This is a genomic window from Pseudomonas sp. PS01300, from assembly GCF_029960155.1.
GTDB lineage: Bacteria > Pseudomonadota > Gammaproteobacteria > Pseudomonadales > Pseudomonadaceae > Aquipseudomonas > Aquipseudomonas palmensis.
This window is the reverse complement of record NZ_JASCPN010000032.1, coordinates 11764-30211: the sequence shown is the minus strand read 5'-3', so window position 1 is coordinate 30211 and position 18448 is coordinate 11764. Positions and strand designations below refer to the sequence as shown.

Below are 18448 nucleotides of genomic sequence, written 5' to 3'. Positions count from 1 at the left end.
AGACCCATGTAATGCCCGAACATGATGTACGCCTGCAACACCTGAATGTATGGCTGGCCGAACAGCTGGCAAATCTTTTCCATAAACAGGGCTGGGGTCCGGTTCCAGCGGGCTGCCTGACCGCTGCCAGCAGCGACGCGAGCTTTCGCCGCTACTTCCGCTGGGCCGCCGAAGGACGCAGTTTTATTGTGATGGATGCCCCGCCGCCGCAGGAAAACTGCCGGCCTTTTGTGGAAATTGCTCATTTATTGGCCAGCGCCGAGGTCAATGTGCCGCAAATTCACGCTCAGGATCTCGAGCGCGGCTTCCTGCTGCTGAGTGATCTGGGCAACCACACCTACCTCGATGTGATCACCAGCGACAACGCCGATGGCCTGTTCGACGATGCCATCCAGGCGCTGCTGGCCTTCCAGCAACTGCCGATGCAGGCGCCGTTGCCCAGTTATGACCTGGCCCTGCTGCGCCGCGAGCTGGAGCTGTTCCCAGAGTGGTACGTGGGCCGTGAACTGGGCCTGCAGATGAATAATGAGCAGCAGGCGGCCTGGCAACGCATCAGCACCCTGCTGATCGACAGCGCCCTGGCCCAGCCCAAGGTGCTGGTGCACCGTGACTACATGCCGCGCAACCTGATGCAGAGTGTGCCCAACCCGGGCGTGCTGGATTTCCAGGATGCGGTGTACGGCCCGGTGACCTACGACATCACCTGTCTGTTCAAGGACGCCTTCCTCAGTTGGCCGCAGGCACGGGTAGAGGGCTGGCTCAAGGACTACTGGCAGCGGGCGCAGGCTCTGGGCGTACCGGTGCAGGCCGATTTCGAGGACTTCCAGCGTGCCAGCGACCTGATGGGCGTGCAGCGCCACCTCAAGGTGATCGGCATCTTCGCGCGCATCTGCCACCGTGACGGCAAGCCGCGCTACCTGGCCGATGTGCCGCGGTTCTTTGCTTATATAGATGAAGTGATCGCCCGCCGCCCTGAGCTGGCCGAGCTGGACGAACTGATCGACAGCCTGCAGGCCGCAGGCGGGGCGCGCGCATGAAGGCGATGATTCTGGCCGCAGGCAAGGGCGAGCGCATGCGCCCGCTGACCTTGCATACACCCAAGCCACTGGTGCCGGTGGCCGGCGTGCCGTTGATCGAGTATCACCTGCGCGCCCTGGCGAGGGCGGGCTTCACCGAGGTGGTGATCAATCATGCCTGGCTGGGGCAGCAGATCGAAGAGCACCTGGGCGATGGCGCGCAACTGGGCCTGAGCATCCGCTATTCCGCCGAAGGCGAACCACTGGAAACCGGTGGCGGGATCTACAAGGCGCTGCCGCTGCTTGGCGACGCGCCTTTTGCGCTGATCAACGGCGACATCTGGACCGAGTACGACTTCAGCCGCCTGCCTGCGTCGCTGTCCGGGCTGGCGCACCTGGTGCTGGTGGACAACCCGGGCCATCACGGCAAAGGTGACTTCCGCCTGCAGGCCGGGCAGGTCAAGGATGCCGACGCGGTTTCGCCGACCTTGACCTACAGCGGGATCGCCGTGCTGCACCCGGAACTGTTCGACGGTTGCCAGGCCGGCGCCTTCAAGCTGGCACCGCTGTTTCGCCAGGCGATGGCCAAGGGCCTGGTCAGTGGGGAGCATTTCACTGGCCAGTGGGTGGATGTGGGTACCCTCGAACGCCTTGCCGAAGTCGAGCGCCTGCTCGCCGAGCGCCGCTGACATGTTGTGGCCGAGCACAGTGATTGGTGCCGGAGCGGGTTTTGCCATCGCCAGCATTCCAGGGGCGTTGCTGGGGGCATTGCTCGGTCAGGCGATGGACCGCCGTCTGCAACTGCACAGTTGGGCGCACCTGCGCGAGCGTCTGGGCGGGCGCGCGGTGCTGCGCGACGACGAAGTGCTGTTCGTGCTGCTTGGGCGCCTGGCCAAGAGTGAAGGGCGGGTGGTCGACGGACATATCCAGCAGGCGCGTCAGGAAATGCAGCGCCTGGAGATGAGCGAACCGGCACGTCTGCGCGCGATTGCCGCATTCAACCGGGGCAAGAGCGGCAGCGAGCGCCTGCATCCGCACCTGCGTCGCCTCAAGCAGCAACCCCATGCTGCCGAAGGCTTGCTGCGTGCCTGCTGGCGCATGGTCTGGGCCGATGGCCGGGTAGGGCGTCACGAGCGCGAACTGCTGATGCAGTGGGGGCAGCAGCTGGGCTGGTCGACGACCCGGGTGCAGGCATTGGCCAGCGACTACGAGCCGCACCGGGCGGCCCTGGGCAATCAGGGCATCAGCTATCCCGAGGCCCTGCGCTTGCTGGGGGTGTTACCCGAGACCGAGCCTGTACAGGTCAAGCAGGCCTACCGGCGCCTGCTCAGCCGGCATCATCCGGACAAACTGGTGGGTAGCGGCGCGAGCCCGGCGCAGGTGCGCGACGCCACCGAGCGTACCCGGGACCTGCATCAGGCCTACGCGGTGGTACGCAAGCGGCGCGGCTTCTAGTCGACCGCTTGCGGGCTCAGCCAGCCGCGAATGCGGCGGAACAGTTGCTCCTGCTCGGCAGCCTGGTTGCCGGGCATGGCCGTCAGGGCGACCTGGTGGTAGCTGCTGTCCTTGAGTCGCTTGCTGGCCTGCAGGCGGTTCACGGCCGCCTGCCTGGCGCCGGCCTGGTTGGCATAGTAGAAGTCGGCGGTCGGCAGCTTGAGCGTGGCGGCCAGGCTGTCGAGGCTGTGTTCGACGCGGGCCGGGTTCTGCGCAGCGACCATCACCAGCTTTTGCACCTGCGGCGGTTGCCGTTCGCTGATGTAACGGGCTGACCAGTAGGCACCGCTGCCGCTGCCCAGCAGCACCACGCTGCGTGCGTTCTGCTGCTGTGCGTAGGCGACGGCGGCATCCAGGCGGGCGAAGATGCGCTCGGCGTCGGCCTTTTCACTGGCCGCCGGATCGGTACTGGCGGGCGCTTCGGCGCTTTCGCTGTTTTCGGTTTCTGCTGCGGTGGCCTGGGCAATGTTGGCATTGGCATCGGCCGGCGTGGCCTTGGCCGGTGCGCCCTTCACGTCCTTGTCCGGTTGCGGTGCCGGTGCCGGGGTTTCCTTGCGGGCCACCGGGCTCTCGGCCAGCAGATCCGGCAGGCTCAGGCTCAGACTGGCCCATTTTGCATCGGGGAACTTGCGCCGCAGGGGGCCGACGGTGCGTGGCCAGTCGGCGCTCTCGCCGGCACCCGGGACGATGATCACAACGCCTTCGGGTGCCGGGGTGTTGGCAGGTTTCCACAGGGCCAGGAAGCTGTCACTGCCGGCCTGCAGGGTTTGCTGCTCGTCCTTGGGCACTTGCCGCTCCAGGGCCTGGGCGTCTTCCTGGCTGCGCTCGGGCAGCGCCTGGCGCGTGGCCGGCGCGGCATCGGCGTCGGCGGCCGGCGTTTCCTGCGCCAGAACTTGTGCGGTACAAGGTAGTATCAAGGACAGGCATAGCGCCGAAAGCGCCGTGCGTTTGAGTACGAACATTGATCGATCCAGGCCAGAGTGATACCGACAGCCTAATGGTATTTGTCGACGACGGCCATGTTCGATGGCGGTCCCTTCATTGACGAGATTCAAGATGATGCGTTTGCGCTGCCTGTTGTTTATCGGCTGCTTGTGCTGGCCCTTTATGGCGAACGCGGAGCAGGCATCCGTACCGGCTGCGGTACGCCTGGCCCCGGCGCAACAGCAATGGCTCGACCAGCACCGCAGCTTGCGGGTGGGCCTGGTGTTGCAGGCTCCGTTCGCGCAGTTCGACCGGCGCCTGCAGCAGCTGTCAGGTGTCAACGTCGAGCTGATGAACTGGCTGGGCAGGGCATTGGACCTGGACCTGACGTGGCGCAACTTCCCCGACCAGGCCGCGCTCGAGCATGCCCTGGCCGGCGGCGAGATCGACCTGGCGCCAGGGCTGACCCAGACCCCGGCCAGCCTGCGTCGCTGGTTGTTCAGCGACCCCTACATGCGCGTACCGCAGTTGATCGTGGGCCCGCGCAACGGCTCGATGGCAGTGGACCTGGAGCGGCTCGCCGAAAACGAGCGGGTGGCAGTGCGCATGCCCAGTTCACTGGCCGACTATCTGCGCGCGACCTATTCCAACCTGAATCTTCAAGGCGTGCCGGCCGAGCGCCAGGCCTTGCAGCTGTTGCTCAGCGAGCAGGTGCGCTACGCGGTGCTGGATGAAGCGCAGTTGAGCCGGTTGTCGCGCGAGAACGAATTCAGCGATCTGGTGGTGGTGGGCGACATCGGTTTGCCGCAGTTGCTGCGGGTGGGCTCACGGCGTGACTGGCCGATACTGGCCGACATCATCGAGGTCGGCCTGCAGGCCATCCCGGCCAAGGACCTGGAGCAGTTGCACAACCGCTGGCTGCAACCCCGCTACCCGCGCCTGAGCGAGTCACCGGGGTTCTGGCAGAACCTGGCGTTGCTGTTCGCGGCGCTGTTCTTCAGTTGCGTCTTCATCGTGATCTGGCAGCGGCGCCAGCAACAGCAGTTGGAACTCAATCTGCTGGCTGCGCGGGAAAACATCGCCAAGCGCCTGGCCCGCGAAGAGGCGCTGCGCCTGAGCCAGTTCTCCCTCGACCAGAGCACCGTGGGCATCCTGTGGGTGCATTGGGACAGCCATGTGCGCTACGCCAACCGCGCGGTCGAAAGCATGCTCGGCTATACCTCGGGGGCGCTGAACGATCGCCCGCTGATCGATATCGAGCCCAACCTGCACATGGACCGCTGGCTGGACCTTTGGAAGCGTGCACGGGCCAGCGACGAGGCGGCGCAGCGCTTCGAGACCCAGTGCCTGCGCGCCGATGGCAGCCTGGTACCGGTGGATGTGTCGTTGAGCTTCTTGCGCTTTCGCGATGCCGAATACCTGGTGGTGTTCATCAATGACGTCACCGAGCGCCGCCGTGCCCTGGCGGCGCTGCGCGAGAGCGAGGCGCGGCTCAAGGGCATTGCCGGCAACGTGCCGGGGCTGGTGTTCCGGCTGGAACGCAACCCGGCGATCGGCGACCTGGAGTTCCCCTATATCAGCGAAGGCAGCGAGGCCCTGGTCGGCTACTCGCCCATCGAACTGCAGCACCCGGACATGGGCTTGCGCAACCTGGTGCACAGCGAAGACCGCGCCGACTATCACCGCGTGCAGGACCAGGCGCTGGCCACCGACCAGGACTGGTCGTGGCAGGGCCGCATCGTCACGCGCCAGGGTGAGCAGCGCTGGGCCGACATCAAGGCCAGTACCCGCAATCTGCGCGACGGCCGCGTGGTGTGGGACGGGGTGGTATGGGACATCAGCCAGAGCAAGCGCGCCGAGCTGGAACTGGCGCGCTCCCAGGAGCAGCTGCGCGAACTGTCGGCGCACCTGGAGAGCGTGCGCGAGGAAGAGAAAGCGCGGATCGCCCGCGAGGTGCATGATGAGCTCGGACAGATGCTGACCGTGCTCAAGCTGGAAACCTCGATGTGCGAGCTGGCCTATGCCGGGCTGGACCCGGGCCTGAACGAGCGCCTGGGCAGCATGAAGCGCCTGATCGCGCAGCTGTTCCAGCTGGTGCGCGACGTCGCCACGGCCTTGCGCCCGCCGATTCTGGATGCCGGCATTGCCTCGGCCATCGAGTGGCAGGCCCGGCGTTTCGAGGCCCGCACGCAGATCCCGTGCCTGGTCGAGGTACCGGACAACCTGCCGCCGCTCAGCGACGCCAAGGCCACCAGCCTGTTCCGCATTCTGCAGGAGGCCCTGACCAACGTCATGCGCCACGCCCACGCGCATACTGTGCAGATCAACCTGGGCCTGGACGGTGCGATGCTGTGCCTGACCATCAGCGACGACGGCGTGGGTTTCGTGCAGAGTGACCAGCGCCCGACCTCGTTCGGCCTGGTGGGCATGCGCGAGCGCGTGCTGATGCTGGGCGGCAGCATGCGCCTGGACAGCGAACCGGGCGAGGGCACCACGTTGAGCGTACGCATCCCCCTGAACAACGACAGGAGCTGACAGTGATTCGAGTATTGGTTGCCGAAGACCACACCATCGTGCGCGAGGGCATCAAGCAGTTGATCGGCCTGGCCAAGGACATGCAGGTGGTGGGCGAGGCCGGCAATGGCGAGCAGTTGCTCGAAGCCTTGCGCCACACCGAATGCGAGGTGGTGTTGCTGGATATCTCGATGCCGGGGGTGAACGGGCTGGAGGCGATACCGCGAATTCGCGCGTTGAGCGCGCCGCCGGCGATCCTGGTGCTGTCGATGCATGACGAGGCGCAGATGGCGGCGCGGGCGCTGAAGATCGGCGCGGCGGGGTACGCGACCAAGGACAGTGATCCGCCGCTGCTGCTGACCGCGATTCGCCGGGTGGCGGGGGGCGGGCGCTACATCGATCCGGACCTGGCCGACCGCATGGTGTTCGAGGTGGGGCTGACGGATTCGCGCCCCCTGCACTCGATGCTGTCGGAGCGCGAGTTCTCGGTGTTCGAACGGTTGGCCCAGGGGGCGAACGTCAACGACATTGCCCAGCAGCTGGCGCTGAGCAACAAGACCATCAGCACCCACAAGGCGCGCCTGATGCAGAAGCTGAATGTGACTTCGCTGGCCGAGCTGGTGAAGTATGCGATGGAGCACAAGCTGGTGTGAGTGTTCCAAAAACGACATCGGGTTGATCCCTTCGCTGGCAAGCCAGCCGCCACAGGTTCGGCGTGTACCGACAAACCTTGTGGGGGCTGGCTTGCCAACGAAGGGGGCAGCACGGCTATCAACGTGTCTGAAAACGCCACCCTTGTAGGGCAATCCCTACCCGCAAGTTTCCATCCGGCTGATGGCATTCTCTCAGCACCCCCGATTTGCGCCACCTTCTGCCTTCTCTAGTCTTGGGTCACAGCAGTCATCCAACAAGAAGGTGCAGGTATGAGTGAGGTGAATTCGAACGCTGCAACCGGCGAAGTGCTGGTCAGCTTCCGTGGTGTGCAGAAGAGCTACGACGGCGAGTCGCTGATCGTCAAAGACCTGAATCTGGATATTCGCAAAGGCGAGTTCCTGACCCTGCTCGGCCCCTCGGGCTCGGGCAAGACCACCAGCCTGATGATGCTGGCAGGGTTCGAAACCCCTACCGCCGGCGAGATCCTGCTGGACGGGCGTTCGATCAACAACGTGCCGCCGCACAAGCGCGACATCGGCATGGTGTTCCAGAACTATGCGTTGTTCCCGCACATGACCGTGGCCGAGAACCTGGCCTTCCCGCTGAGCGTGCGCAACCTGAGCAAGACCGACATCAGCGAGCGGGTCAAGCGCGTGCTGAACATGGTGCAGCTCGAAACCTTCGCCCAGCGCTACCCCGGCCAGCTTTCCGGCGGCCAGCAGCAGCGTGTTGCGCTGGCTCGCGCCCTGGTGTTCGAACCGCAACTGGTACTGATGGACGAACCCCTCGGCGCCCTCGACAAGCAGCTGCGCGAACACATGCAGATGGAAATCAAGCACCTGCACCAGCGTCTGGGCGTGACCGTGGTCTACGTGACCCACGACCAGGGCGAAGCGCTGACCATGTCCGACCGCGTGGCCGTGTTCCACCAGGGCGAGATCCAGCAGATCGCCGACCCGCGCACCCTGTATGAAGAGCCGAAGAATACCTTCGTGGCCAACTTCATCGGCGAGAACAACCGTATCAACGGGCGCCTGCTCAGCCAGACCGGCGATCGCTGCCTGGTGGCGCTGCCCCGTGGCGAGAAGGTCGAGGCACTGGCCGTCAACGTCGGCCAGCCGGGCGAGCCGGTCACCCTGTCGATCCGTCCGGAGCGCGTGCGCCTGAACGGTCACAGCGAAAGCTGCGTCAACCGCTTCTCTGGGCGGGTGGCCGAATTCATCTACCTGGGCGACCACGTGCGGGTGCGTCTGGAAGTGTGCGGCAAGGCGGACTTCTTCGTGAAGCAACCCATCGCCGAGCTCGACCCGGCCCTGGCCGTGGGCGATGTGGTGCCACTGGGCTGGGAGGTCGAGCACGGTCGCGCACTCGATCCTATTCTGGAAGCCCAGTGAGGATCGCCTCACCCATCCCAGCAACGCGGAGAGAACAATAATGAACAAACACTTGAAGCTGACCGCTCTGACCCTGGGCCTGTTTGCAGCAAGCCAGGCCATCGCCGCCGACCTGACCGTGGTCGCATTCGGGGGGGCCAACAAGGCCGCCCAGGTCAAGGCGTTCTACGAGCCGTGGGAAAAGGCCGGCAACGGCAAGATCATCCCCGCCGACTACAACGGTGAAATGGCCAAGGTCAAGGCCATGGTCGACACCAAGAGCGTGAGCTGGAACCTGGTGGAGGTGGAGTCGCCGGAACTGGCCCGCGGTTGTGACGAAGGCATGTTCGAGCAGCTCGACCCGGCCCTGTTCGGCGATGAGTCCGACTATGTGGCCGGCGCCATCCAGCCGTGTGGCGTGGGCTTCTTCGTGTGGTCGACCGTCATGGCCTACAACGCCGACAAACTCAAGACTGCGCCCACCAGCTGGGCGGATTTCTGGGATACCCAGAAATTCCCGGGCAAGCGCGGCCTGCGCAAGGGTGCCAAGTACACCCTGGAATTCGCGCTGATGGCCGACGGTGTGGCACCTAAAGACGTCTACAAGGTGCTGGGCACCAAGGAAGGCCAGGACCGCGCCTTCAAGAAGCTCGACGCCCTCAAGCCAAACATCCAGTGGTGGGAAGCAGGTGCACAGCCGCCGCAGTACCTGGCCTCGGGCGACGTGGTGATGAGCTCGGCCTACAACGGTCGCATCGCTGCGGTGCAGAAGGAAAGCAACCTGAAGGTGGTATGGAACGGCGGTATCTACGACTTCGATGCCTGGGCCATTCCGAAGGGCGCGAAAAACCTCGAGGACGCCAAGAAGTTCATCGCCTTCTCGATCCAGCCCGAGCAGCAGAAGGTGTTCTCCTCGAACATCGCCTACGGTCCGGCCAACAGCAAGGCCGTGGCGTTGCTGACGGACGAGGTCAAGAAGGACATGCCGACCACGCCGGAGAACATCGCCAATCAGGTGCAGATCGACGTGGTGTTCTGGGCTGACAACAGCGAGCAGCTGGAACAACGCTTCAACGCCTGGGCGGCCAAGTAAGCCGTGCCAATGGGGCGTCGGCATCGTGCTGACGCCTCTTGTTTCCAAGATTTTCGGAGTTCGCTATGGCCATCGCAGTGCCCCTGAACGAAGGCGCAGGTTCCAACCTCAAGAAGCGCCTGGCGCGTGCTGAACGCGTCAACCGCTGGAAGGCAAAAGCATTGATCGCACCGCTGGCAGTGTTTCTGCTGCTGGTTTTCATCGTGCCGATCGCCGCGCTGCTGTACAAGAGCGTCGGCAACCCCGAGGTGGTTGGCGGCTTGCCGCGCACCGTCGCCGCGGTGGCTGAATGGGACGGCAAGAGCCTGCCTGGCGAGGACGTGTACAAGGCCCTCAGCGAAGACCTCGCCGAATCGCGCAAGAACCAGACCCTGGGCGATGTTTCCAAGCGTCTGAACATGGAGCTGGCCGGCTACCGCAGCCTGCTGGCCAAGACTGCCAGGGCCCTGCCGTTCAAGACCGAGCCGCAATCCTACAAGGATGCGTTGCAGGAGCTGGACGAGCGTTGGGGCGACCCGGCCTACTGGCAGGCGATCCGCCGCAACACCAGCAGCGTGACGCCGTTCTACCTGCTGGCCTCGGTGGACCACCGTATCGATGACCTGGGCGAGCTGGCGCCGACCACACCGGACCAGGCCATCTACCTCGACATCTTTGCCCGCACCCTGTGGATGGGCCTGGTGATCACCGTCATCTGCCTGGCGTTGGCGTACCCGCTGGCCTACCTGCTGGCCAACCTGCCGACCCGGCAGAGCAACCTGCTGATGATCCTGGTGTTGCTGCCGTTCTGGACCTCGATCCTGGTGCGGGTGGCGGCGTGGATCGTGCTGCTCCAGTCCGGGGGGCTGATCAACAGCGGCCTGATGGCGCTGGGGCTGATCGACAAGCCGATGGAACTGGTGTTCAACCGTACCGGCGTGTACATCTCGATGGTCCACATTCTGCTGCCGTTCATGATTTTGCCGATCTACAGCGTGATGAAGGGCATTTCCCCGACCTACATGCGTGCGGCGATCTCCCTGGGTTGCCATCCGTTCGCCAGCTTCTGGCGGGTGTACCTGCCGCAGACCTATGCCGGCGTCGGCGCAGGTTGCCTGCTGGTGTTCATCCTGGCGATCGGCTACTACATCACCCCGGCACTGCTGGGCAGCCCGAACGACCAGATGGTCAGCTACTTTGTCGCCTTCTACACCAACACCAGCATCAACTGGGGCATGGCCACCGCGCTGGGCGGGTTGCTGTTGCTGGCCACCGTGCTGTTGTACCTGATCTATAGCTGGCTGGTTGGCGCAAGCCGCCTGCGTCTGAGCTGAGGAGCGTTGTCATGCTGAGCCCTTACATGTCGCCCGTCGAACGGGTCTGGTACTACAGTTTGCGCATCCTTTGCGGGCTGGTGCTGCTGTTCCTGGTGTTGCCGGTACTGGTGATCATCCCGTTGTCGTTCAACTCGGGGAGCTTCCTGGTGTATCCGCTGCAAGGCTTCTCGCTGCAGTGGTACCAAGACTTCTTCGGTTCGGCCGAGTGGATGCGCGCCCTCAAGAACAGCATCATCGTGGCCCCGGCCGCGACGCTGCTGGCGATGGTGTTCGGCACCCTGGCCTCGATCGGCTTGACCCGTGGCGACTTCCCCGGCAAATCGCTGGTGATGGCGCTGGTGATCTCGCCGATGGTAGTACCGGTGGTGATCATCGGTGTGGCCAGCTACCTGTTCTTCGCCCCGCTGGGCCTGGGCAACAGCTTCACCTCGCTGATTCTGGTGCATGCGGTGCTGGGTGTACCGTTCGTGATCATCACGGTGTCGGCCACCCTGCAGGGCTTCAACCACAACCTGGTACGGGCTGCGGCCAGCCTGGGCGCCTCGCCGGTCACCACGTTCCGCCGGGTGACCCTGCCGCTGATCGCCCCGGGTGTGATCTCGGGGGCCCTGTTCGCCTTCGCGACATCGTTCGACGAGGTGGTGGTGACGCTGTTCCTCGCCGGGCCGGAGCAGGCCACGCTGCCACGCCAGATGTTCAGCGGTATCCGCGAGAACCTGAGCCCGACCATTGCTGCAGCGGCGACCTTGCTGATCGCGTTCTCGGTGGTACTGTTGCTGACCCTGGAATGGCTGCGCGGGCGTGGCGAGAAGCTGCGTACCCAACAGCCGGGCTGAAACAGACGACCCTTCGCCGGCAGGGCTGGCTCCTGTAGGAGCCGGCCTTGTCGGCGAAGTGGGCACCACCGATCCTGATCCAGGCTTGATGCCAGTCAGCCCCTGACGGTTTGCCTGAGGTACAATGCGCGCCACCGTGATTCTGCCCAACAGGTGCGCCATGCAGCCCTACGCTATTGCCCCCTCCATCCTCTCAGCCGACTTTGCCCGCCTGGGCGAAGAAGTCGACAAGGTGCTCGAAGCCGGCGCCGACATCGTCCACTTCGACGTGATGGACAACCACTACGTTCCCAACCTGACCATCGGTCCGATGGTGTGCAGCGCCCTGCGCAAGTACGGCGTGACCGCGCCGATCGACGCACACCTGATGGTCACCCCGGTGGACCGCATCATCGGCGACTTCATCGAAGCCGGCGCCACCTACATCACCTTCCACCCCGACGCCACCCTGCACGTCGATCGCTCGCTGCAGCTGATCCGTGACGGCGGCTGCAAGGCGGGCCTTGTGTTCAACCCGGCTGCCTCGCTGGATGCGCTCAAGTACGTGATGGACAAGGTCGACATGATCCTGCTCATGAGCGTCAACCCGGGCTTTGGCGGCCAGAAGTTCATTCCGGCCACCCTCGACAAGCTGCGCGAAGCCCGCGCACTGATCGATGCCAGCGGACGTGATATCCGCCTGGAGATCGACGGTGGGGTCAACGTCAACAATATCCGGGAAATCGCCGCTGCTGGCGCCGACACCTTCGTGGCCGGCTCGGCGATCTTCAATGCCCCGGACTACAAAGAGGTGATCGCCAGGATGCACGCCGAACTGGCCCTGGCCCGCCCATGAGCGGCTTCGAGCAGCTGTTCCCCGGGGGCCTGCCCAAGCTGGTGATGTTCGACCTGGATGGCACCCTGATCGATTCGGTGCCGGACCTGGCGGCCGCCGTGGATCACATGCTGCTCGAAATGGGGCGCCAGCCCGCCGGTGTCGCCGCCGTGCGCGAATGGGTCGGTAATGGCGTGCAGGTGCTGGTGCGCCGCGCCCTGGCCGGCAGCATCGAGCATGCCGGGGTGGACGACGATGAGGCCGCGCGCGGGCTCGAGCTGTTCATGCAGGCCTATGCCGACAACCATGAATTGACGGTGGTCTACCCCGGCGTGCGTGACACCCTCAAGTGGCTGCACAAGCAGGGCGTGGAAATGGCCCTGATCACCAACAAGCCGGAGCGCTTCGTCGCTCCCTTGCTGGACCAGATGAAGATCGGGCGATACTTTCGCTGGATCATCGGCGGCGACACCCTGCCGCAGAAGAAACCCGACCCCGCCGCATTGCTGTTCGTGATGCAGATGGCCAACGTGGCGCCGGCCCAGGCGCTGTTCGTGGGCGACTCGCGCAGTGATGTGCTGGCGTCCCGGGCGGCAGGGGTGCAATGCGTGGCGCTCAGCTACGGCTACAACCATGGCCGCCCGATCAGCGAGGAGTCGCCCGCGCTGGTGATCGATGACCTGCGCGCGCTGCTGCCTGGTTGCTTAGATTCGGCCACTGAGCTAATGTCGGACGATCAATCCCCCCCTGATAGAGATTCCATCGTGGTGGCACCCGGCAAACTCTGGATGAAAGTCATCAAGGCCCTGGCCCGTTGGCGTTGGCGCGCCTGACTTTTTTCTGGCCGGCCTGATCCGGCGCGTTTGCCTGTACGACTTATTGCCCCATTGCCACGAGGCTATCATGACCCGCGAAGAATTCCTGCGCCTGGCCACTGCCGGCTACAACCGCATTCCCCTGGCCTGCGAAACCCTGGCCGACTTCGACACGCCGCTGTCGATCTACCTGAAACTGGCCGACCAGCCCAACTCCTACCTGCTCGAATCGGTGCAGGGCGGCGAGAAGTGGGGGCGTTATTCGATCATCGGCCTGCCATGTCGCACCGTGTTGCGCGTGCATGACCATCAGGTGCGCATCACCCATGACGGTGTCGAGATCGAACAGCATGAAGTCGAAGACCCGCTGGCCTTCGTCGAGACGTTCAAGGAACGCTACAACGTACCGACCATCGACGGCCTGCCGCGCTTCAACGGTGGCCTGGTGGGGTATTTCGGCTACGACTGCGTGCGCTATGTAGAGAAGCGCCTGGGCAAGTGCCCTAATCCCGATCCGCTGGGCGTGCCGGACATCCTGCTGATGGTGTCGGACGCCGTGGTGGTGTTCGACAACCTGGCCGGCAAGATGCACGCCATCGTGCTGGCCGACCCCGCTCAGGACAACGCCTACGAAAATGGCCTGGCGCGTCTTGAAGAACTGCTCGAACAACTGCGCCAGCCGATCGCCCCGCGTCGCGGCCTGGCCCTGGGCGGCCCTCTGGCTGCTGAGCCGGAGTTTCGTTCAAGCTTCACCCAGGCCGACTACGAACGCGCCGTCGATACCGTCAAGGAGTACATCCTGGCCGGCGACTGCATGCAGGTGGTGCCCTCGCAGCGCATGTCCATCGACTTCAAGGCCGCGCCCATCGACCTGTACCGCGCGTTGCGCTGCTTCAACCCCACGCCGTACATGTACTTCTTCAACTTCGGCGACTTCCATGTGGTGGGCAGCTCGCCGGAAGTGCTGGTGCGGGTCGAAGACAACCTGGTCACCGTGCGCCCGATCGCCGGCACCCGGCCGCGTGGTGCCAACGAGGAGGCCGACCGAGCGCTGGAGCAGGACCTGCTGTCGGACGCCAAGGAGATCGCCGAGCACCTGATGCTGATCGACCTGGGCCGCAACGACACCGGTCGCGTTTCCGAGACCGGCTCGGTCAAGGTCACCGAGAAGATGGTGATCGAGCGTTACTCCAACGTGATGCACATCGTGTCCAACGTCACCGGCCAGCTCAAGCAGGGCCTGAGCGCGATGGACGCGCTGCGCGCCATTCTGCCCGCCGGTACCCTGTCGGGGGCGCCGAAGATCCGCGCCATGGAAATCATCGACGAGCTGGAGCCGGTCAAGCGTGGCGTGTACGGCGGCGCCGTCGGCTACCTGGCCTGGAACGGCAACATGGACACCGCCATTGCCATCCGCACCGCCGTGATCAAGGACGGTGAGCTGCATGTGCAGGCTGGTGGCGGCATCGTCGCCGACTCGGTGCCGGCGCTGGAGTGGGAAGAAACCATCAACAAGCGTCGGGCGATGTTCCGCGCGGTAGCCTTGGCTGAACAGACACCGCTCAGCTGAGAAGGGCGCCGCTGCGGCGCAACACAGAATTCAGAGTCGCCAGACTCAAGAGGTTGACCCAGATGTTACTGATGATCGACAACTACGACTCCTTCACCTACAACGTCGTGCAGTACTTCGGCGAGCTGGGTGCAGAGGTCAAGGTCATTCGCAATGACGAACTGACCATCGCCCAGATCGAGGCACTGCAACCCGAGCGCATTGTGGTGTCTCCTGGCCCGTGCACCCCGACCGAGGCCGGTGTATCGCTCCAAGCCATCCTGCACTTTGCCGGCAAGCTGCCGATCCTGGGCGTGTGCCTGGGCCACCAGTCCATCGGCCAGGCCTTTGGCGGTGATGTGGTACGGGCGCGCCAGGTGATGCACGGCAAGACCAGCCCCGTGTCGCACATCGACCAGGGTGTGTTCGCAGGCTTGAACAACCCGTTGACGGTGACCCGCTACCATTCCCTGGTGGTCAAGCGCGAAACGCTGCCCGAGTGCCTGGAAGTGACTGCCTGGACCACCCTGGACGACGGCTCGGTCGACGAGATCATGGGCCTGCGTCACAAGACACTGAACATCGAAGGGGTGCAGTTCCACCCCGAGTCGATCCTCACCGAGCAGGGCCACGAGCTGTTCGCCAACTTCCTCAAGCAGACCGGCGGCCGCCGCTAAGGATTTGACACCATGGATATCAAGAGCGCGCTGGGCCGCATCGTCGGTCACCTGGACCTGAGCACCGAGGAAATGCGCGATGTGATGCGCGAGATCATGACCGGCCAGTGCAGCGAGGCGCAGATCGGCGCCTTCATGATGGGCATGCGCATGAAGAGCGAAAGCATCGACGAGATCGTCGGTGCGGTATCGGTAATGCGCGAGCTGGCCGACCAGGTACAACTGCAGACCCTGGACCAGGTGGTCGATGTGGTCGGTACCGGTGGCGACGGCGCCAATATCTTCAACGTTTCCACCGCCTCGGCATTTGTCGTGGCCGCTGCCGGCTGCACCGTGGCCAAGCACGGCAACCGTGCGGTATCGGGCAAGAGCGGCAGCGCCGACCTGCTCGAGGCCGCCGGTATCTACCTGAACCTGACGCCGGTGCAGGTCGCGCGTTGCATCGACAGCGTCGGTATCGGCTTCATGTTCGCCCAGACCCACCACAAGGCGATGAAATATGCCGCCGCCCCGCGTCGTGACCTGGGGCTGCGCACGCTGTTCAACATGCTCGGCCCGCTTACGAATCCGGCCGGGGTCAGGCACCAGGTGGTCGGCGTGTTCACCCAGGCATTGTGCCGGCCGCTGGCCGAGGTGCTGCAACGCCTGGGCAGCAAGCATGTGCTGGTGGTGCACTCCAAGGACGGCCTGGACGAATTCAGCCTGGCCGCGCCGACCTTCGTTGCGGAACTGAAGAACGGCGAAATCACCGAGTACTGGGTAGAGCCCGAAGACCTGGGCATGAAGAGCCAGAGCCTGCACGGCCTGGCGGTAGACAGCCCGGCCGCGTCGCTGGAGTTGATTCGCGATGCCCTGGGGCGCCGCAAGACCGAAAACGGTCAGAAGGCGGCAGAAATGATCGTGCTCAATGCCGGCGCTGCGCTGTATGCCGCCGACCATGCCATGAGCCTCAAGCAAGGCGTCGAGCTGGCCCATGATGCACTGCACACCGGGCTGGCGCGAGAAAAGCTCGAAGAGCTGGGCGCCTTTACCGCGGTATTCAAGCAGGAGAATGAAGAGTGAGCGTACCGACGGTTCTGGAAAACATCCTGGCGCGCAAGGTTCAGGAAGTGGCCGAGCGCAGTGCCCGCGTCAGCCTGGCTGAACTCGAGCGCCTGGCGGCCGTCGCCGATGCGCCGCGCGGGTTCGCCAATGCGCTGATCGAGCAGGCAAAGCGCAAGCAGCCGGCAGTGATCGCCGAGATCAAGAAGGCATCGCCGAGCAAGGGCGTGATTCGCGAAGACTTCGTGCCGGCCGACATTGCCGTCAGTTATGAAAAGGGCGGGGCCACCTGCCTGTCGGTGCTTACCGATATCGATTACTTCCAGGGCGCCGATGCATACCTGCAGCAGGCGCGCGCCGCGTGCACGTTGCCGGTGATCCGCAAGGACTTCATGATCGATCCTTATCAGATCGTCGAGGCCCGTGCGCTGGGTGCCGATTGCGTGCTGCTGATCGTCTCGGCGCTGGATGACGTGAAGATGGCCGAGCTGGCGGCCACGGCGAAGAGCGTAGGGCTGGATGTATTGGTCGAAGTGCACGACGGCGACGAGCTGGAGCGTGCGCTGAAAACCCTGGATACACCGCTGGTGGGCGTGAACAACCGCAACCTGCACACCTTCGAGGTGAGCCTGGAAACCACCCTCGACCTGCTGCCGCGCATCCCGCGTGATCGCCTGGCAATCACCGAAAGTGGCATTTTCAATCGGGCAGACGTCGAGCTGATGGAGATCAACGAGGTCTACTCGTTCCTGGTGGGCGAAGCGTTCATGCGTGCCGAGCACCCGGGGTTGGAACTGCAGCGCCTGTTCTTCCCCGAGCGCGTGGTGCACAACCCGGCGCAAGGCCTGGACTGATCCACACTGAAGCCGGCGTTGCCGGCTTTTTTGTATCGACAAGGTGGGTGTGATGACTGAACAAGCTGTTGCGGTGACGGTGGAGGCGGGCTTGCAGGCCGAGCAGGACCTGCTGGCGGCTGTGTGCAAGGGCGAAAAGCAACATGGCCTGCTGTTCTGGCAGCCGACGGACCGCGCGCTGGTGATGCCGCGGCGCATGAGCCGGCTGGAAGGTTTCGAGGCCGCCTGCACCGAATTGGCCGTTGCCGGCTGGCCGGTGCTGCTGCGCGAGACCGGCGGTGAGCCAGTGCCGCAGTCGGCTGCGACAATCAATATCGCGTTGGTGTATGTGGCGCCGCGCAGCGAGGGTGATCACGGTCGTATCGAGAAGGCCTACGAGCGCCTGTGCCTGCCGCTATGCGAGGTGTTGCGCGAATGGGGCGGGCTGGCGTCGGTGGGGGAGATCGAGGGGGCGTTCTGCGATGGGCGCTACAACGTCAACCTCAATGGTCGCAAGCTGGTCGGCACGGCGCAGCGCTGGCGTCAGGGCCTGGGCGGCAAGCGCCCGGTGGTGCTGGTGCATGGCGCCTTGCTGCTGGACAACGAGCGGGAGTCGATGGTGGCGGCAGTCAATCGCTTCAATGAATGCTGCGAGCTTGAGCAGCGCTGCCGCGCCGACAGTCATATCGCCCTGCATGAAGTGGTGCCCCAGGCACCGCTGCTGGCGCGCCTGGAGCAGGCCTACTCGCAGGTGATCGCGGCGATCGAGCGCGATTAACGGGTGCCGAAGACCACCATGGTCTTGCCTTTGACATGCACCAGGTTACGTTCTTCGAGGTCCTTGAGCACGCGGCCGACCATCTCTCGCGAGCAGCCGACGATGCGGCCGATTTCCTGGCGGGTGATCTTGATCTGCATGCCGTCGGGGTGGGTCATGGCATCGGGCTGCTTGCACAGCTCCAGCAGGCAGCGGGCCACCCGACCGGTCACGTCGAAAAACGCCAGGTCGCCCACCTTCTGCGTGGTGTTGCGCAGGCGCTGGGCCATCTGGCTGCCCAGGGCGTAAAGGATGTCCTGGTCCTGGCGGGCCAGTTCACGGAATTTCTCGTAGCTGATTTCAGCCACTTCGCATTCGGTCTTGGCGCGTACCCAGGCGCTGCGCTGGTGTTCCTTGCCGATGGGTTCGAACAGGCCCAGCTCACCGAAAAAATCGCCACTGTTGAGGTAGGCGATGATCATCTCGCGGCCTTCCTCGTCCTCGATCAGGATGGTCACCGAGCCCTTGACGATGAACGACAGGGTATCGGCCCGATCACCAGCGCAGATGATGTTGTTCTTGGCTGCAAAGCGGCGACGCTGGCAGTGGGCGAGCAACTTGTCGATGTTCTTGATCTTGGCTGGAAGGGTTGTTGCAACCATGGCTGAATCCTGGAAAGACGCGACGCGTGGGCATTCTTGTCGACCGCTGGGCGCGGGTGCCAGCAGTTTGGCGCCAGCTT

The 18448-nt window shown here is 64.4% G+C and carries 18 protein-coding genes; 16 read left to right on the top strand and 2 right to left on the bottom strand.

The genetic code is table 11. The features are described from left to right. Positions 1–11 precede the first annotated feature (11 nt). Genes QMX96_RS16190 through QMX96_RS16180 form a run of 3 tightly spaced genes read left to right on the top strand, consistent with a single transcriptional unit; the run spans position 12 to position 2471 of the window. Positions 12–1037 carry a phosphotransferase gene (locus QMX96_RS16190; RefSeq protein WP_054915958.1) on the top strand — a complete coding sequence of 342 codons (1026 nt, stop codon included), beginning with the start codon at positions 12–14 and terminating at the stop codon, positions 1035–1037. After that, positions 1034–1705: an N-acetylmuramate alpha-1-phosphate uridylyltransferase MurU gene (gene murU, locus QMX96_RS16185; RefSeq protein ID WP_043863760.1), complete on the top strand. Its 672-nt coding sequence runs from the start codon at positions 1034–1036 to the stop codon at positions 1703–1705. Before QMX96_RS16190 ends, murU begins: the two co-directional genes overlap by 4 nt. Position 1706: 1 nt before the next feature. Then, positions 1707–2471 carry a TerB family tellurite resistance protein gene (locus tag QMX96_RS16180; RefSeq protein WP_043863761.1) on the top strand — a complete coding sequence of 255 codons (765 nt, stop codon included), beginning with the start codon at positions 1707–1709 and terminating at the stop codon, positions 2469–2471. Here the strand turns inward: QMX96_RS16180 and QMX96_RS16175 are convergent. Then, the gene (locus QMX96_RS16175; RefSeq protein WP_236177195.1) at positions 2468–3472 is read right to left on the bottom strand and encodes an alpha/beta hydrolase family protein; all 1005 of its coding nucleotides are present in this window, start codon (positions 3470–3472) and stop codon (positions 2468–2470) included. The genes QMX96_RS16180 and QMX96_RS16175 overlap by 4 nt on opposite strands. A 94-nt stretch (positions 3473–3566) precedes the next feature. Here QMX96_RS16175 and QMX96_RS16170 point away from each other — a divergent pair, with 94 nt between their 5' ends. The 13 genes from QMX96_RS16170 to QMX96_RS16110 all read left to right on the top strand — a co-directional run bounded on the left by QMX96_RS16170 (position 3567) and on the right by QMX96_RS16110 (position 17727). Beyond that, positions 3567–5969: a sensor histidine kinase gene (locus QMX96_RS16170; RefSeq protein WP_043863763.1), complete on the top strand. Its 2403-nt coding sequence runs from the start codon at positions 3567–3569 to the stop codon at positions 5967–5969. Between the two features lie 2 nt (positions 5970–5971). Beyond that, positions 5972–6601: a response regulator transcription factor gene (locus QMX96_RS16165; protein WP_282362054.1), complete on the top strand. Its 630-nt coding sequence runs from the start codon at positions 5972–5974 to the stop codon at positions 6599–6601. Positions 6602–6871: 270 nt separating this feature from the next. Continuing rightward, positions 6872–7996, top strand: a complete 1125-nt coding sequence (locus QMX96_RS16160) for an ABC transporter ATP-binding protein (protein ID WP_043863765.1) — start codon at positions 6872–6874, stop codon at positions 7994–7996. Positions 7997–8036: 40 nt separating this feature from the next. Further along, entirely contained in the window at positions 8037–9068 is a 1032-nt protein-coding gene (locus QMX96_RS16155; RefSeq protein WP_054915954.1) for an ABC transporter substrate-binding protein, read from the top strand. A gap of 65 nt (positions 9069–9133) precedes the next feature. Further along, positions 9134–10381: an ABC transporter permease gene (locus QMX96_RS16150; RefSeq protein WP_043863767.1), complete on the top strand. Its 1248-nt coding sequence runs from the start codon at positions 9134–9136 to the stop codon at positions 10379–10381. Positions 10382–10392: 11 nt separating this feature from the next. Continuing rightward, a complete protein-coding gene (locus QMX96_RS16145; RefSeq protein WP_043863768.1) occupies positions 10393–11220 on the top strand; it encodes an ABC transporter permease in 828 nt (275 codons plus the stop codon). 160 nt (positions 11221–11380) lie between these two features. Beyond that, the gene (rpe, locus tag QMX96_RS16140; protein ID WP_043863783.1) at positions 11381–12055 is read left to right on the top strand and encodes a ribulose-phosphate 3-epimerase; all 675 of its coding nucleotides are present in this window, start codon (positions 11381–11383) and stop codon (positions 12053–12055) included. Further along, complete coding sequence (locus QMX96_RS16135; protein WP_043863769.1) at positions 12052–12867, top strand: phosphoglycolate phosphatase; 816 nt, start codon at positions 12052–12054, stop codon at positions 12865–12867. The genes rpe and QMX96_RS16135 overlap by 4 nt, the downstream gene beginning before the upstream one ends. A 70-nt stretch (positions 12868–12937) precedes the next feature. Next, positions 12938–14419: an anthranilate synthase component I gene (gene trpE, locus QMX96_RS16130; RefSeq protein WP_116052335.1), complete on the top strand. Its 1482-nt coding sequence runs from the start codon at positions 12938–12940 to the stop codon at positions 14417–14419. A gap of 62 nt (positions 14420–14481) precedes the next feature. Further along, the gene (locus QMX96_RS16125; RefSeq protein WP_043863771.1) at positions 14482–15075 is read left to right on the top strand and encodes an aminodeoxychorismate/anthranilate synthase component II; all 594 of its coding nucleotides are present in this window, start codon (positions 14482–14484) and stop codon (positions 15073–15075) included. A 12-nt stretch (positions 15076–15087) separates the two neighbouring features. After that, complete coding sequence (gene trpD / locus QMX96_RS16120) at positions 15088–16137, top strand: anthranilate phosphoribosyltransferase (RefSeq protein ID WP_043863772.1); 1050 nt, start codon at positions 15088–15090, stop codon at positions 16135–16137. After that, a complete protein-coding gene (gene trpC / locus QMX96_RS16115) occupies positions 16134–16970 on the top strand; it encodes an indole-3-glycerol phosphate synthase TrpC (RefSeq protein WP_054915953.1) in 837 nt (278 codons plus the stop codon). Before trpD ends, trpC begins: the two co-directional genes overlap by 4 nt. Positions 16971–17022: 52 nt before the next feature. After that, positions 17023–17727, top strand: a complete 705-nt coding sequence (locus tag QMX96_RS16110) for a lipoate--protein ligase family protein (protein ID WP_058541841.1) — start codon at positions 17023–17025, stop codon at positions 17725–17727. On the opposite strand, the gene crp is transcribed toward QMX96_RS16110, so the two are convergent. Next, positions 17724–18368: a cAMP-activated global transcriptional regulator CRP gene (gene crp / locus QMX96_RS16105; protein WP_043859825.1), complete on the bottom strand. Its 645-nt coding sequence runs from the start codon at positions 18366–18368 to the stop codon at positions 17724–17726. The genes QMX96_RS16110 and crp overlap by 4 nt on opposite strands. Positions 18369–18448 lie beyond the last annotated feature (80 nt).

What these genes read in the sequence shown, in the direction of transcription:
- QMX96_RS16190 (WP_054915958.1), top strand. Translation starts at nt 12, where the DNA reads ATGCCCGAACATGATGTACGCCTGCAACACCTGAATGTATGGCTGGCC.
- murU (WP_043863760.1), top strand. Translation starts at nt 1,034, where the DNA reads ATGAAGGCGATGATTCTGGCCGCAGGCAAGGGCGAGCGCATGCGCCCG.
- QMX96_RS16180 (WP_043863761.1), top strand. Translation starts at nt 1,707, where the DNA reads ATGTTGTGGCCGAGCACAGTGATTGGTGCCGGAGCGGGTTTTGCCATC.
- QMX96_RS16175 (WP_236177195.1), bottom strand. Translation starts at nt 3,472, where the DNA reads ATGTTCGTACTCAAACGCACGGCGCTTTCGGCGCTATGCCTGTCCTTG.
- QMX96_RS16170 (WP_043863763.1), top strand. Translation starts at nt 3,567, where the DNA reads ATGATGCGTTTGCGCTGCCTGTTGTTTATCGGCTGCTTGTGCTGGCCC.
- QMX96_RS16160 (WP_043863765.1), top strand. Translation starts at nt 6,872, where the DNA reads ATGAGTGAGGTGAATTCGAACGCTGCAACCGGCGAAGTGCTGGTCAGC.
- QMX96_RS16155 (WP_054915954.1), top strand. Translation starts at nt 8,037, where the DNA reads ATGAACAAACACTTGAAGCTGACCGCTCTGACCCTGGGCCTGTTTGCA.
- QMX96_RS16150 (WP_043863767.1), top strand. Translation starts at nt 9,134, where the DNA reads ATGGCCATCGCAGTGCCCCTGAACGAAGGCGCAGGTTCCAACCTCAAG.
- QMX96_RS16145 (WP_043863768.1), top strand. Translation starts at nt 10,393, where the DNA reads ATGCTGAGCCCTTACATGTCGCCCGTCGAACGGGTCTGGTACTACAGT.
- rpe (WP_043863783.1), top strand. Translation starts at nt 11,381, where the DNA reads ATGCAGCCCTACGCTATTGCCCCCTCCATCCTCTCAGCCGACTTTGCC.
- QMX96_RS16135 (WP_043863769.1), top strand. Translation starts at nt 12,052, where the DNA reads ATGAGCGGCTTCGAGCAGCTGTTCCCCGGGGGCCTGCCCAAGCTGGTG.
- trpE (WP_116052335.1), top strand. Translation starts at nt 12,938, where the DNA reads ATGACCCGCGAAGAATTCCTGCGCCTGGCCACTGCCGGCTACAACCGC.
- QMX96_RS16125 (WP_043863771.1), top strand. Translation starts at nt 14,482, where the DNA reads ATGTTACTGATGATCGACAACTACGACTCCTTCACCTACAACGTCGTG.
- trpD (WP_043863772.1), top strand. Translation starts at nt 15,088, where the DNA reads ATGGATATCAAGAGCGCGCTGGGCCGCATCGTCGGTCACCTGGACCTG.
- QMX96_RS16110 (WP_058541841.1), top strand. Translation starts at nt 17,023, where the DNA reads ATGACTGAACAAGCTGTTGCGGTGACGGTGGAGGCGGGCTTGCAGGCC.
- crp (WP_043859825.1), bottom strand. Translation starts at nt 18,368, where the DNA reads ATGGTTGCAACAACCCTTCCAGCCAAGATCAAGAACATCGACAAGTTG.